The organism is Lysobacter defluvii IMMIB APB-9 = DSM 18482 (genome assembly GCF_000423325.1).
Lineage (GTDB): Bacteria > Pseudomonadota > Gammaproteobacteria > Xanthomonadales > Xanthomonadaceae > Novilysobacter > Novilysobacter defluvii.
Genome location: NZ_AUHT01000005.1, coordinates 236039 through 250262 on the forward strand (window position 1 = coordinate 236039; position 14224 = coordinate 250262).

Annotated in this window: 15 protein-coding genes; 1 reads left to right on the forward strand and 14 read right to left on the reverse strand. The window is 69.9% G+C overall.

Annotation, left to right across the window (positions count from 1 at the left end; genetic code table 11):
• Positions 1-18: 18 nt before the first annotated feature.
• The 8 genes from pheT to G545_RS0103390 form a co-directional block, all read right to left on the reverse strand.
• The gene (gene pheT, locus G545_RS0103355) at positions 19-2409 is read right to left on the reverse strand and encodes a phenylalanine--tRNA ligase subunit beta (protein WP_027069153.1); all 2391 of its coding nucleotides are present in this window, start codon (positions 2407-2409) and stop codon (positions 19-21) included.
• 18 nt (positions 2410-2427) lie between these two features.
• On the reverse strand, positions 2428-3438 hold the full coding sequence (gene pheS, locus G545_RS0103360; RefSeq protein ID WP_027069154.1) for a phenylalanine--tRNA ligase subunit alpha: 1011 nt from the start codon (positions 3436-3438) through the stop codon (positions 2428-2430).
• Between the two features lie 120 nt (positions 3439-3558).
• Positions 3559-3918 carry a 50S ribosomal protein L20 gene (rplT, locus tag G545_RS0103365; RefSeq protein WP_027069155.1) on the reverse strand — a complete coding sequence of 120 codons (360 nt, stop codon included), beginning with the start codon at positions 3916-3918 and terminating at the stop codon, positions 3559-3561.
• A gap of 13 nt (positions 3919-3931) precedes the next feature.
• Positions 3932-4129, reverse strand: a complete 198-nt coding sequence (gene rpmI / locus G545_RS0103370; protein ID WP_027069156.1) for a 50S ribosomal protein L35 — start codon at positions 4127-4129, stop codon at positions 3932-3934.
• A gap of 215 nt (positions 4130-4344) precedes the next feature.
• A complete protein-coding gene (gene infC / locus G545_RS0103375) occupies positions 4345-4869 on the reverse strand; it encodes a translation initiation factor IF-3 (RefSeq protein WP_197050207.1) in 525 nt (174 codons plus the stop codon).
• Between the two features lie 63 nt (positions 4870-4932).
• Entirely contained in the window at positions 4933-6837 is a 1905-nt protein-coding gene (thrS, locus tag G545_RS0103380) for a threonine--tRNA ligase (protein ID WP_027069158.1), read from the reverse strand.
• A gap of 222 nt (positions 6838-7059) precedes the next feature.
• The gene (locus G545_RS0103385; RefSeq protein WP_027069159.1) at positions 7060-7764 is read right to left on the reverse strand and encodes a hypothetical protein; all 705 of its coding nucleotides are present in this window, start codon (positions 7762-7764) and stop codon (positions 7060-7062) included.
• An 85-nt stretch (positions 7765-7849) separates the two neighbouring features.
• Complete coding sequence (locus tag G545_RS0103390) at positions 7850-8170, reverse strand: hypothetical protein (RefSeq protein ID WP_027069160.1); 321 nt, start codon at positions 8168-8170, stop codon at positions 7850-7852.
• 180 nt (positions 8171-8350) lie between these two features.
• Here G545_RS0103390 and sctU point away from each other — a divergent pair, with 180 nt between their 5' ends.
• Positions 8351-9415, forward strand: coding sequence for a type III secretion system export apparatus subunit SctU (gene sctU / locus G545_RS0103395; protein ID WP_027069161.1), 1065 nt, complete (start codon positions 8351-8353; stop codon positions 9413-9415).
• 30 nt (positions 9416-9445) lie between these two features.
• Here the strand turns inward: sctU and sctT are convergent, their stop codons facing one another.
• The 6 genes from sctT to G545_RS13380 form a co-directional block, all read right to left on the reverse strand.
• The gene (gene sctT, locus G545_RS13375) at positions 9446-10234 is read right to left on the reverse strand and encodes a type III secretion system export apparatus subunit SctT (protein WP_052106697.1); all 789 of its coding nucleotides are present in this window, start codon (positions 10232-10234) and stop codon (positions 9446-9448) included.
• Complete coding sequence (sctS, locus tag G545_RS0103405; protein ID WP_027069162.1) at positions 10231-10497, reverse strand: type III secretion system export apparatus subunit SctS; 267 nt, start codon at positions 10495-10497, stop codon at positions 10231-10233. Before sctS ends, sctT begins: the two co-directional genes overlap by 4 nt.
• An 11-nt stretch (positions 10498-10508) precedes the next feature.
• On the reverse strand, positions 10509-11372 hold the full coding sequence (locus G545_RS16075; protein WP_027069163.1) for an EscR/YscR/HrcR family type III secretion system export apparatus protein: 864 nt from the start codon (positions 11370-11372) through the stop codon (positions 10509-10511).
• Positions 11373-11375: 3 nt separating this feature from the next.
• Positions 11376-12467 (reverse strand): type III secretion system cytoplasmic ring protein SctQ, encoded by a 1092-nt coding sequence (sctQ, locus tag G545_RS0103415; protein ID WP_154656505.1) that lies wholly within the window; start codon positions 12465-12467, stop codon positions 11376-11378.
• Entirely contained in the window at positions 12460-13053 is a 594-nt protein-coding gene (locus G545_RS16020; RefSeq protein ID WP_027069165.1) for a response regulator transcription factor, read from the reverse strand. Before G545_RS16020 ends, sctQ begins: the two co-directional genes overlap by 8 nt.
• Before the next feature lie 72 nt (positions 13054-13125).
• Positions 13126-14223, reverse strand: a complete 1098-nt coding sequence (locus G545_RS13380) for a sensor histidine kinase (RefSeq protein WP_027069166.1) — start codon at positions 14221-14223, stop codon at positions 13126-13128.
• Position 14224: the final 1 nt, after the last annotated feature.

Sequence of the window (14224 nt, forward strand, 5' to 3'; positions counted from 1 at the left end):
AGCCACCGCTGGGGCCTCTCAGCCCCGGATCACCGCGCCATGGTCGCTCTGCAGGGCGGCGGTCACCGCCTCCACTGCCGCATCGACTTCGCGGTCGGTCAGCGTGCGCGCTTCTTCCTGCAAAATCAAGCCCATAGCCAGACTCTTGAAGCCCGTTTCCACGCCCTTGCCCTGGTACCGGTCGAACAGCACCAGGTCCCGGAGCACCGGGCCCGCCGCCGAGCGGATGCTCGCCTCGACCGCGGCCCAGGGGGCGTCCTCCGGGAGCACGAAGGCCAGGTCGCGACGCACCGACGGCTGGCGCGAGAGGGTGCCTGCACGCGGCACGGCCCGCTCCAGCAGCGGCTCCAGGTCCAGCTCGAAGGCGACCACGCGGGTGTCGTCGATCTCCATGGCTTCCAGCAGCCTCGGGTGCAGCTCGCCGATCCAGCCCAAGGGCGCTTCGCCACCGGCGAGGAACACCTCGGCCGAACGGCCCGGGTGCGCCCAGGCGGGCGCCGCGGGACGGAACTCCAGCGTCGCCGCCGACAGGCGCGCCAGGCTTTCCAGGTCACCCTTGAGATCGTGGAAGCCCACCTCGCGGGCCGGCTCGCCCCACTGTTCCGCGCGCGCGCCACCGCAGGCGACCGCGGCCACGCGCAGGCGCTCCACCGGGGCCTCGCCCTCCACCGCCGGCGCGGTGAAGACGTTGCCGAACTCGAACAACCGTACCCGCGGCTGCTGGCGCGCGGTGTTCCGCCCCAGCGCCGCGACCAGGCCCGGCAGCAACAGCGTGCGCATCACGCCCAGCTCGGCGCTCAGCGGATTGAGCAGCGGCACGGCGTCCGCGTCGGCCTTCCAGGCGGCAAGCAGGCCGGCGTCGACGAAGGCGTAGTTGACCGCCTCCAGGAAGCCGCGGCTGGCGAGGTGGCGCCGGGCGTCCGCCTCGTCCACTCGCCCGGACGCCGGCACCCGCAGGACCGTGGCGCCACCCGGCAGCGTGGCCGGGATGGCGTCGTAGCCATGGATGCGGGCGACCTCCTCGACGAGGTCCTCCTCCAGCGCGATGTCGAAGCGACGGCTCGGCGCCACGACCTGCCAGCCTTCGGCGACCGTCTCGACCTGCATGCCAAGCGCGCGCAGGATGCGCTCCACCTTCGCCGCGTCCACCTCCAGCCCCAGCACCCGCGCCAGGCGTGCACGGCGCAGCAGCACCGGCGGGTTCGCCGGCAGGTGCTCGCCCAGGGCTTCCTCGACGACCGGTCCGGGCGTGCCGCCGGCCACATCGAGGATGAGCCGGGTGGCGTACTCGAGCGCGATCCGCGGCAGCTGCGGGTCCACGCCGCGCTCGAAGCGGTGCGCGGCGTCCGTGTGCAGGCCCAGCTTGCGGCTGCGGCCGATCACCGCGGCCGGCGCGAAGTGCGCGGACTCCAGGAACACGTTGCGGGTGGTTTCGGTCACCCGGGTGTCCTGCCCGCCCATCACCCCGGCCAGGGCGACCGGCCGGTCGGCATCGGTCACGACCAGGAAGCCGGGGTCCAGCGCGGCCTCGCGGCCGTCCAGCAGCACCAGTGACTCGCCCTGGCGCGCGCGGCGCACGCCGATCGGGCCGCCGAGCCGGTCCAGGTCGAAGGCATGCATCGGCTGGCCCAGTTCGAGCATCACGTACTGGGTGATGTCGACCAGCAGGCTCACCGGGCGCACGCCGCTGCGGCGCAGCCGCTCGGCCATCCACCACGGCGTGGGGGCGGCCGCGTCGACACCCTGGATCACCCGGCCGCAGTAGCGCGGCGCATCGGCACCGGCCTCCAGGCGGATCGGCAGGGCGGCGTCGGTCGCGGCCTCCACCGGAGGCACGTCCAGCGGCGCCACCTCGCCATCCAGCGCCGCGGCCACGTCGTAGGCGATCCCGCGCACGCCGAAGCAGTCGGCCCGGTTCGGGGTCAACTTGATCTCGATGCTGGCGTCTGGAAGCCCCAGCAGCTCGCTCATCGCCTGGCCCGCCGGGGCATCGGCCGGGAGTTCCAGCAGGCCCGAGGCATCGGCATCGGTGCCCAGTTCCTTGGCCGAGCACAGCATTCCGAACGACTCCACGCCGCGCAGCTTCGCGGGCCGGATCTCCATGCCGCCGGGCAGCACCGCGCCGACCTTCGCCAGCGGGGCCTTCAGCCCGACCCGTGCATTGGGCGCACCACAGACGATCTGCACCGTCGCACCGCCACCCGCATCCACCGTGCAGACCTGCAGGCGATCGGCCTCGGGATGCTTTTCCGCGGCCACGATCTCGGCCACCACCACGTTGTCCAGCCCCTCGCCCAGGCGCGTGACTTCCTCGACCTCCAGGCCGATCGCGGTCAGCGTCGCCACCAGCTCGTCATGGCTGGCGGTGGTCGGCACGTGCTGGCGGAGCCAGTTCTCGGAGAACTTCATCGGTATCGCCTCCCCCGGTCAGGCGAACTGGCGCAGGAAGCGCACGTCGTTGTCGAAGAAGCTGCGCAGGTCGTCGACCCCGTAACGCAGCATCGCGAAGCGCTCCACGCCCAGGCCGAAGGCATAGCCCGTGTAGCGCTCCGGATCGATGCCGACCGCCTTGAGCACGTTGGGGTGGACCATGCCGCAGCCCAGCACCTCCAGCCAGCGGGTGCTGCCATCGGCCTGCTGCCAGGCGATGTCGACCTCGGCGGAGGGTTCGGTGAAGGGGAAGTAGCTGGGGCGGAAGCGCATCTGGAAATCACGCCCGAAGAACGCCTTCACGAACGCCGCCAGCGTGCCCTTGAGATCGGCGAAGCTGGCGTGCTCGTCGACCAGCAGGCCCTCGCACTGGTGGAACATCGGGGTGTGGGTCTGGTCGGAGTCGCTGCGGTAGACCTTGCCCAGCGCGATCATCCGCAGCGGCGGCTCGCCGCCCGACGCGAGAAGGTCCTGCATGTAGCGCACCTGCACCCCGGAGGTATGCGTGCGCAGCAGCCGGCCGTCGCCGAAGTAGAAGGTGTCGTGCATCGCCCGCGCCGGGTGGTGCGGCGGGAAATTCAGCGCCTCGAAGTTGTGCCAGTCGTCCTCGATCTCCGGCCCCCGGGCGGACTCGAAGCCCAGTCGCCCGAAGATGTCGGCGATGCGCTCGATGGTCTGGCTGACCGGGTGCAGGCCGCCGCGGCCCGCGTCGATGCCCGGCAGCGTCACGTCGATCGTCTCGCATGCCAGGCGCGCGTCCAGCGCCGCCGACTCCAGTTCCTGCTTGCGGGCCGCGAGCGCCGCGCCGACCTCGTCGCGGGCCTGGTTGATCGCCGCCCCGGCCGCCTTGCGCTCCTCCGCGGGAAGCTTGCCCAGCTGCTTGAGCTGCCCGGTGATGCTGCCGGACTTGCCGACCAGCGCGACCCGGAGCGCCTCGATGGCGGCGGGCGAATCGGCGGCGGCGATGTCGGCCAGCGCCCGGGTGGTCAACGCCTGGATGTCAGTCATTTGGAACGGATCCCGTACCCCGAAAACGGACATGGGGAAGGACTTGCGCCCTTCCCCATGCGTGTACTGCAGTGTCCTCGCGCCGGCGGCCGCGAACCGCGGCCGGCCGGTGCCGGCTACTTACGCTGCGAGCGCGCCCTTGGCCTTCTCGGTCAGCGCGGCAAAACCCGCCGCGTCGTGCACGGCGATGTCCGCCAGCACCTTGCGGTCCAGGGTGATGCCGGCCTTCATCAGGCCGTTCATGAAGCGGCTGTAGCTCATGCCGTTGGCGCGGGCCGCCGCATTGATGCGGGTGATCCACAGCGAACGGAAGTTGCGCTTCTTCTGCTTGCGGCCGATGTAGGCGTACTGCTGCGCCTTGATGACCGCCTGCTTGGCGACGCGGAAAACCTTGCGACGCGCGTGGTAGTAGCCCTTCGCCTGGGCGAGGACCTTCTTGTGACGACGGCGTGCCTGCACGCCACGCTTTACTCGTGCCATTTCTCAGTCCTCCTCAGGCGTACGGCAGCATGCGGTTCAGGCGGCCGGCATCCTCGGCGCGGACGTGGTTCGTCTGCCGCAGGTTGCGCTTCCGCTTGGTCGCCTTCTTGGTGAGGATGTGGCTACGGTTGGCGTGGCCGGCCTTGAACTTGCCGGACGCGGTCTTGCGGAATCGCTTGGCCGCACCGCGATGGGTCTTGATCTTGGGCATTGCGGGATGTCCTTTCGGTTTCTGTCACTGGCCTGGGCGGTGGCTGCGCCACGCTTTCCGTCCTGCCCCGACCGGTCATGCGCCACGCGCCACCAGGGCGGCGGCGCGGTGCGTGTCCGTGTTGGCTGCCAAAAAGCAGCGACCCCGGCGAAAACCGGGGCCGCCCAGTATGCCGGCAAGCTGGCCGCCGCGCAATGGCGGCGGCCGCGGCGGCGCTACTGCTTCTTCTTCGGGGCGATCATCATCACCATCTGCCGGCCCTCGAAGCGGGGCCGGGACTCGATGACGATGTCGTCGCCAAGATCGCGCTCGATCTTCTCTGCCATCTCGCGGCCGAGCTCCTGGTGGCGCATCTCGCGGCCCCGGAAGCGGATGTTGACCTTGATCTTGTCCCCTTCCTCGAGGAACTCGCGCATCTTGCGCATCTTGATGGCGTAGTCGCCCGAGTCGGTGACCGGGCGGAACTTCACTTCCTTGATCTCGACCTGCTTCTGCTTCTTCTTGGCCGCGTTGGCCTTCTTCTGCAGGTCGAACATGTACTTGCCGAAATCCATGATCCGGCAGACCGGCGGGTCGCCATGGGGCTGGATCTCGACCAGGTCGAGGCCCTCCTCCTGGGCGAGCGAAAGGGCCTCGTCGCGCGAAAGCACGCCGACCATCTCTCCGTCGCTGCCGATCACGCGTACCTTGGGGACGCGGATCTCATGGTTCCTGCGGTTTCGCTTGTCGGGGGTGCTGATATTGCAATCTCCGTAGGGGTCAAACCCGGCCCGCGGGCCGGGACACTCTTGCGCCAGCGTGCGTCAGTGCACGTCCTCGCTGCGTAAACGCGCGGCGAACTCGACGACGGTCATCGCGCCCAAGTCTTCCCCTTCGCGGCTACGCACCGCGACCTGGCCGTTCTCCTTCTCGCGGTCACCGACGACGAGCAGGTACGGCACGCGCTGCAGCGTGTGCTCGCGGATCTTATAGCCGATCTTCTCGTTGCGCAAATCCGCCTCCACCCGGAAGCCTTGAGCCGCAAGGGTTTCGCGGGCCCCGCGGACCGCGTCGGCCTGGGCGTCGGTGATGTTCATCACCACCGCCTGCACCGGCGCCAGCCAGGCCGGGAACCGACCCTCGTGGTGCTCGATCAGGATGCCGATGAAGCGCTCCATCGACCCGACGATGGCGCGGTGCAGCATGACCGGGTTGCGGCGCTGGCTGTTCTCGTCCACGTACTCGGCGCCCAGCCGGCCCGGCATCATGAAGTCGACCTGCATGGTGCCCAGCTGCCAGGTGCGGCCGATCGCGTCGCGCAGGTGGTACTCGATCTTCGGGCCGTAGAAGGCGCCCTCCCCCGGCAGTTCCTGCCACTCCACCCCGGCCGCACGCAGGGCGGCGCGCAGGGCCTCCTCGGCCTTGTCCCAGGTGGCGTCGTCCCCGAGCCGGGGCTCCGGGCGAAGCGCCAGCTTCACCTGCACGTCGGTGAAGCCGAAATCCGCGTAGACCTTCATCGCCTGGGCGTGGAAGGCGGTCACCTCGGACTCGATCTGGCCCTCGGTGCAGAACACGTGGCCGTCGTCCTGGGTGAAGCCGCGTACCCGCAGGATCCCGTGCAGCGCACCGGACGGCTCGTTGCGGTGGCAGGCGCCGAACTCGCCGTAGCGGATCGGCAGGTCGCGGTAGCTGTGCAGCCCGTGGTTGAACACCTGCACGTGGCCGGGGCAGTTCATCGGCTTGAGCGCGTAGGTGCGCTTCTCCGACTCGGTGAAGAACATGTTCTCCTGGTAGTTGTCCCAGTGGCCGGACTGCTTCCACAGCGAGACGTCCAGGATCTGCGGGCAGCGCACCTCCTGGTAACCGGACTCGCGGTAGACCCGGCGCATGTACTGCTCCACGACCTGCCACACCGCCCAGCCCTTCGGGTGCCAGAAGATCAGGCCCGGGGCCTCTTCCTGCAGGTGGAACAGCTCCTGCTGCCTGCCGATGCGGCGGTGGTCCCGCTTCTCGGCCTCCTCGATGCGCTGGATGTAGGCCTTCAGCTGCTTGTTGTCGGCCCATGCGGTGCCGTAGATGCGCTGCAGCTGCTCGTTCTTCGCATCGCCGCGCCAGTACGCCCCGGAGATGCGCAAGAGCTTGAACGACTTGAGGAAACGGGTGTTCGGCACGTGCGGGCCGCGGCACATGTCGACGTATTCCTGGTGGTGGTACAGGCCCATGGCGGTGACCTCCGGGCCCATGTCCTCGACCAGGCGCAGCTTGTAGTCCTCGCCACGGGCGGTGAAGATCTCGATGACCTGCTCGCGCGGGGTCATGCGCTTGACGACGTCGTACTCGGTGTCGATCAGCTCGCGCATGCGCTGTTCGATCGCGGCCATGTCGTCCGGCGTGAACGGCTGCTCGCGCCAGATGTCGTAGTAGAAGCCGTCCTCGATCACGGGTCCGATCACCATCTTGGCGTCCGGGTACAGCTGCTTGACCGCATGGCCGACCAGGTGGGCGCAGGAGTGGCGGATGATCTCCAGGCCCTCCGGGTCCTTTGGGGTGAGGATCTGCAGGCTGGCGTCGTGCTCGATCAGGTCGCAGGCGTCGACCTGGCGGCCGTCGACCTTGCCGGCGACGGTGGCCTTCGCCAGGCCGGGGCCGATGGATTCGGCGACCTGCATGACGGTGACGGGGGCTTCGAACTCGCGGCGGCTGCCGTCGGGGAGGGTGATGGTGATCATGGGTACTCGGCGTCGGGAGGTGCGGGCGGCGGCGCGTGGGCAGCCCGGGGCACGAAAAAGGCGCCACGCGGGCGCCTTCCGGGTCGGCCACGGGCGGGTGTCAGCAATGGGCGGTGGTAGTGTCCATGTCGCACGCTCGGCCGGCGCGTTGGCGCGGGCCACCTCTGGCTGGATGGTTCCGGATGCAGATGTTTGGCGAGCCGGCGCGGCAAGTCAAACCCTTTACAGGTCGCGCACCACCCAGGCCGCCGGCGGTGGCGCCGTGGCGTCGCCGTCCACCGCGAGCGCGGCCGCAGCGACTTCCTCCGGCGGCTGCCCGGCCGCCCACGCGGCGGCGATCGCGGCGAGCCGGTCGCGCGTGGTCCGGGTGTAGGCGCCCTCCATTTCGCTCTGCGCGTCCACCGCGAGCTTCTGCGGGTACAGGGTGCGCGCCTCCTCGCTGTGGTTGAGCAGGGCGATCAGCCGCGCCAGCGCGGTGCGGTACGCCTCCGCGCCCAGAGGCTGGCGCTGCGTGCGCTGCAGGTGCCAGACGGTCAGGTACTCCACCGGCCCCAGCAGGCGCTGCGGGGTGGCGCCGAAGAACTGGCCGGAGAAAGTGCTCGCCGCCACCGGCTGGGTGCTGTCGGGCAGGCGCGTGGCGCCCCAGGAACTCAGCGCCCCGCCCGGCAGGTCCATCCGCCGCAGCGCGGTGCCGAAGGTCTCGGCCAGCACCCGGTGGGCACGGCTGTCGTCGCTTTCCGCGACCACGCCAAGGATGCGGATGAACAGCGGGTACCGGTCTTCCCCTAGCCGGCGCGCCAGGCGCTTGAGGACGGTAAGGCGGTACTCGGGATCGGCATGCGCCGCCAGCGCCGCGACCAGGCGGGCGGCGGACGCGCGGAGCGCTTCCGCGGACGGCAGGGGATCAGGGGATCCGGGGGTGTGCATCGTGGCTCCGGGCGGGCGCGGACGGGACCGCGCGGCACGGGCGCAATGCTAGCCCACCGCCGGCGGCATCCGGGGCGCGCCTGCCTCAGTAGAGTGCGGCGAGAACCGCTTCGACGCCCTGGTCGGCGGCGGTCGCGAGCGGCTGGGCCGCGAGCTGCTGCTCCAGTATGGGCTCGCCCTGCAGAAGCCGCGGAGCGACGCCGTCCCAGGCCTGCAGCTGCAACACGGTCTCGCCCGGGTCCGCCAGCGGGCCGCGGACCTGCTCGATGACCTCGACGCTGGCGCTGTCGGTGACCTCGGCTGGCTCTCCGGCCCCGCGCTGGCGCGGGTCGTCGAACGCGACCTGGTCCAGCCCGAGCCGCAGGGCGGCCGGATCGAGACCCGGATTGTTGCTGATGCTGCTCATGGTGGCCGGTGTGGGGTGGCTCCTGCCCGTTCAGCTGTGAAACACGACTGCAATGTAACCCCGGCCCCGGGGCTTGCCATCTAGGGTCGCCCCGAGGGCGCCCGGCGGGTTCAGCGGGCGTTGGACGGCGCCTGCCGCATGCTAGCCTGCGCCGGTCGCCGCGGATACCCGGAGGCAGCCATGGCATCCAAGGACCAGGGCGCCGACAAGACCGAAAAACCGACCGCCAAGCGCATCCGCGATGCGCGCAAGGAAGGCAACGTCTCCAAGAGCAAGGACCTCACCAGCACCGTGCTGGTGCTGGGCTGGCTGCTGGGCGGCTGGATGCTGATGGGCTTCATGGGCGGCCAGGTGAAGGCACTGTTCCAGCTCAGCCTGGACGCCATGCACAAGCCCTTCCTCCCGGCGCTGGTCGAACTGGGCTGGGCCGGCGTGCAGACCCTGGCGTGGCTGGTCCTGCCGCTGGCCATCCTGGCCGTGATGCTCGGCCTGCTGGTCGAGTTCCTGCAGGTGGGTCCCCTGCTGGCCTTCAAGAAGGTCACGCCGAACATGGAGAAGCTCAACCCGGCCGAGGGCATCAAGAAGATGTTCTCGATGGACAACCTGGTCGAGCTGGTGAAGTCCATCGTCAAGAGCACCGCGCTGATCGGCATCGGCCTGGTGGTGCTGTGGGGGCTGATGGAACAGCTGCTCCTGCTGCCCTATGCGCCGCCGGCGGCCATGGGCGAGGCGATCTGGACCGGTCTGGTCCGCATCGTCATCTGGACGGTGTTCGTGTTCTTCTTCATTTCCGCCCTGGATTCCTCCTACCAGAAGTACTCCTATCTGAAGCAGTTGCGCATGAGCAAGCGCGACATCAAGCAGGAGGTGAAGGACAACGAGGGCGACCCCTACATCAAGCAGCGCCGCAAGCAGTTGCACCAGGAGTGGTCGCAGCAGAACATGCTCAGTGCCGTCCGCGGATCGAACGTCGTCGTGACCAACCCCACCCACATCGCCGTCGCGCTGCAGTACGAGCACGGGGTCACCGACCTGCCGGTGGTCGTCGCCAAGGGCGAGGGCCACGAGGCGGAGATGATCCGCCGGGCCGCCGAGGAGGAAGGCATCCCGATCATGCAGAACATCCCGCTGGCGCGCGGGCTGCACGAGAAGGTCGACCTGGACGACTACATCGGCAAGGAGTTCTTCGAGGCGGTCGCCGAAGTGCTGCAATGGGCCGAGAGCGTGCGCGACGCCCGTGGCTGAGTACGGCGACCGGCGGCGCTGCCCCGCCGGTCAGGAAAACACGTGGTCCAGCAGGTTCAGCAGCCCGCGGTTCGCGGCCAGCCGCTTGAGCACGATCTCCACGTAGACCCCCACCAGAAGCAGGATCACCGCGGTGGCGATCCAGGCCTTGATCGGCAGGGTCAGGGCGAAGACGTTGAGCTGGGGCGCGTAGCGGTTGACCAGGCCGAAGGTCAGGTCGATCACCAGCAGCAGGACCATCGCCGGGGCGGCCATCACCAGCAGCGTGGTCATCAGGTAGTCGAAGTGGCCGACGAACAGGTGCACCCCGGTGTTATTGAGCACCGGCGTGTAGGACAGTACCGGCCACAGCACATAGCTCGACAGCAGCAGGTCCAGGAAGATCAGGAACGCGCCGCTGGCCATGAACAGCCAGGCCGCCAGCTGCGACAGGAACTGGCCGTGCAGCGAGATCTGGTGTCCCTGGATCGGGTCGAAGATCGACGCCATGCCCATGCCGACCTGGCTGTCCATCACGCTGCCCGCCGCGCCGATCGCCCAGAAGACGATCCCGAAGCAGAACCCCAGCGAGATGCCGAGGAACAGCTCCTTCAGGATCAGCGCGACCCACAGCGGGTTGTCCATGACGTCGACCGGCGCGCCCGCCATCGCGATCGGCATGGCGACGATCGCCAGGCTGACCAGGAAGCTGTTGCGCACCATCGCCGGGACCGTCTGCGCGGTCAGCAACGGCAGCATCAGGAACGCCCCGATGACCCGGGGCACGGTGAGCCCCAGCGCGAGCATCGCGTTGCCGATCGAATCGTAGCCGGCGATCACCTCTGGACGAGTCCCGGGAAGTCGATGAACAACCGCTCCGCGAAGGTGTACAGCGTGCCGCCGATCAGGGCCGCGGTGACGAACAGGGTGACGATGATCACCACGAACTTCACCGCGTAGGCCAGGGTCTGCTCCTGCAGCTGGGTGGCCGCCTGCAGGAACGCCACGACCAGCCCCATGATGGCGGCCGCGGCGATCGGCGGGCCGGACAGCAGCAGCACCAGCCACAGGGCCTGCTTGGTGAGTTCGAGCACCTCGGTCATGGCGGTCTCCGCTACATGCTGTAGGTCAGCACCAGGCCATGCACCAGCTTGGCCCAGCCATCGATGAGGACGAACAGCAGCAGCTTGAGCGGCAGCGAGACCGTCGTCGGCGACATCATCATCATGCCCAGCGCCAGCAGGATGTTGCCCACCACCAGGTCGATGATCAGGAACGGCAGGAAGATCAGGAAGCCGATCTGGAACGCCGCGGTCAGCTCGCTGACGGTGAAGGCCGGCACCACGACGATGAAGTCGTCCACGCCGACGTCGTCACGCTTGCCCGGCGGCAGCAGGCGCTGCGCGCTGCGAAGAAAGAAGGCGCGCTCGGCGTCGCTGGAATGGTGGATCAGGAACGCGCGCAGGGGCTCCTTGCCCACGTCCACCAGCGCCAGCATGCGTTCCACGGTCATCCCGTCCAGCCCGGATCCCGCCTCCCCGCCCGTCGGCGGAGCCTCCACGGGTTCATCGGCCGCCGGCGGCGGGCGCACCGCGGTCGCGGGCAGGCCGACCAGCGCCGCGCTGCTGTCGACCGCCGTAGTGACCCCCGGCGGATTGACGATGGCCGCAACCTCCGGCGGTGCCACGCGGGCATCCTGCTGCTCGACGATGTGCGCGGGCAGCGGCCGCCCGTCCATGTGCGCGCTCACCACCGCGTGGGTATCCAGGATCACCGGGTACATCACGTAGATCGACAGCACGATCGCCAGCCCGTTGATCACCACGTTGGGCGGCACCTGCTGCAGCCCCAGGGCGTTGCGCAGCAGGCTGAGCACCACCACGATCTTGGTGAACGAGGTGACCATCACCGCGACGAACGGCGCCAGCGCGAGGCTGACGACGACCAGGATGATGAGTGCCGGGGAGAACGACTCCATCCGTCAGCTCCAGCCCACCAGGCGCACGCCGAGCGTGTCGCCGACCGCGACCAGCTCGCCACGGCCGACCTCGCGGCCGTTGGCGCGGATCGCGACGTTGGCACCCTGCAGGTGCGCCGGCAGCGCGAACACGTAGCCGGGCTGCAGTTGCGCCAGGTCGGACAGCGCGACCTCCAGCCGCCCCAGTTCGAACTGCACCTGCACCGGCAGGCCGGACACCGGGTCCGGCGTGGCCGCCCCGTCGGTGGCGGTCGCTTCGCCGGCCTGCTGCTCGTCTTCGCTCATTGCTTTCTCCTGGTCATCACTGTCGGGTACCGCGGGTCCTTCGATGCGCCAGCCGCCCGGCGACGGCTGCAACGGCCAGCTGCGGCCGGCGGCGCGCGCACGGACCTGCGGCGGGTGCGAAACACGTCCGGCCACGATCACCGCGCCGGGTACCAGCCCGCGCCACTCCGCCTGCGGCACGCGCGGGCCGTGGATCGCCACCACCACCGGGACGGGCAAACCCAGCCAGCCCGCCGGCACCCCGTCCGCCGTGAAGTCTTCGGGTGCGTCGGCGCGGGCCAGCAGGGCGCGCAACCGCGGCAGCGGGAACCAGGCCAGGCCGGAGATGTCCTCGCCCGCGCCGTCGGCCCGGACGAGGAAGCGCAGCCACGCGCCCTCCCCCGCGGTGGCCTCGGCGACCGGCTCGTCCCCGCCCCCGACCACGGGGATCAGGGCCATTCCCAGCGCCTGGCTCAGCCGCACCAGCGCCTGCTCGTGGGCCAGGCTCCAGGCAAGCACCCGGGCACGGCCCTCGTGATCGTTCCAGTGCATCGCGTCGGGAATCGAGCCGTCGCGGGGATCGAAGGCGACGACCAGGCGCGCGCCGTCGGAGTCGACGGCGAAGGCCTCGGCCTCCGACGCGGGTTCACCCGGCTCCAGCACCAGTTCCCCGCCTCCCTCGACGGACCACCTGCGCGGCTGCCGGAACAGCGCCTGCATGACGACCGCCTGCGGCTCCGGCACCTGCGGAAGGCGGGTCGCAATGCCCTCGACCGGCACCCCCGGGTCGTGCTCCACGCGCGGCTCGGCCGCCACTTGCGACTCAGCCATGTCCCAGCGCCACCTTCATCAGGTCCGGGAGCGAGCGCACGCCCAGCTTGTTCATCATGTTGGCCCTGTGCAGTTCGACGGTCTTGATGCTGATGCCGAGGATGTCGGCGATGATCTTGTTGGGCTTGCTGGCGACCACCAGGTCGAGCACCTGGCGCTCGCGCGGGCTGAGCCTGGCAAGGGCCTCGCTGGCACCGCGGACCCGGGCCAGCGCGGCATTGATCGCATCGACCAGCACCTCGTCGCCGAACGGCTTTTCCAGGAAGTTGGCCGCGCCCTTGCGCATCGCCTCGACCGCCAGCGGCACGTCGCCGTGCGCGGTCACGAACACCAGCGGGATGGCGTCGCCACGCCGGCGCAGCTCCTCCTGCAGCTGCACGCCGCTCATCTGTGGCATGCGGATGTCGGAGACCAGGCACTCGACCGTCCCCGGCGGCGGCCGCTCGCCGCGGCTCTCCAGGAAGGCGCCGGCGGACGGGTACGACTCGACCTCGAAACCCGCGGTCTCCAGCAGCCAGGCGGTGGATTCACGGAAGCCATCGTTGTCGTCCACGAGGTGGACCCGGGTGGCGGCATGGTCAGGCATGGCCTGGTTCCTCCATCGTCGGTGCCGTCCGGCGTTGGCCGGCGGCGCGGTCGGCCGGGCGGGCGGCGAGCATCAGGTGCGCCCCTCCGCGACCGGCAGGGTGAAGCCGAACACGCTGCCGCCCTCCGGTGACGGTTCGAAGAACATCCGTCCCTCGTGGTACTCGATGATCGAGCGGCAGATCGCGAGGCCGATCCCGAGCCCGTCGGCCTTGGTGGTGAAGAAGGGCGAGAACAGCTGGTCCTGCTCGGCCTGGCTCAGGCCGCTGCCGCGGTCGACCACGCGGACCTCCACGTCGCCGTCGAGGTTGACCCGCCCGTCCACCCGCAGCGCGCGCTCGCCGGGCGGCGTCTCGCGCATCGCCTCGATCGCGTTCTTGACCAGGTTCAACAGCACCTGCTCGACCATGACCCGGTCGGCATAGACGTCGGGAAGGTCCTCGGGCAGGCGCAGCTCGATGCACAGCTCCTGGCGCTCGGCCTCCAGCCGCAGCAGTTCGAGCACCGTGTCGGCGATGCCCGCGAGCCGGTGCGCGGACCGGCGCGGCTCGCGGGCGCGGACGAACTCGCGCACCCGGGCGATCACCGCGCTGGCATGCTCGGCCTGCGTCCGCGCGGCCTGCAGCGCGCGCTCCACCTGCACCGGACCACCCGCCTGGCCGACCAGCCTCAGGCTGCCGTTGAGGTAGTTGACGATGGCCGCCAGTGGCTGGTTGAGCTCGTGGGCCAGGGTCGCCGCCATCTCCCCAACCGACATCAGGCGGGAGGTGAACAGCAGTTTTTCCTGCCGGCTCTTGTGCGAATCGAGCACTTCGATGCGCTCGGAAATGTCCACCGCGCTGAGCAGGTCGAGCGCCTGGCCGGTGTCCTCGACCCGCCCCCAGTGCAGGCTGTACCAGCGCCCGCTGTGCGGCAGCCGCACGTCCCGCCGGCCTGGCGTATCGCCGGTCGAACCGGGGTGCAGTTCGCGCATCAGCCGGTCACGCGAAACGTGGCCGGGCACGGGCCCGAACTGGTCGTGGTAGCGCCGGTTGCCGGCGACCAGGCGCCCGGTTTCGCAATCGAATGCCGCGCACGCCACCGGGAGCGCCTCCAGCAGCGCGTCCAGCGACGGCGATGCATCTGCGTGCGCGGTGCCCTGCCCGTGCACCGCCCCCCCGTCGACCCCCATC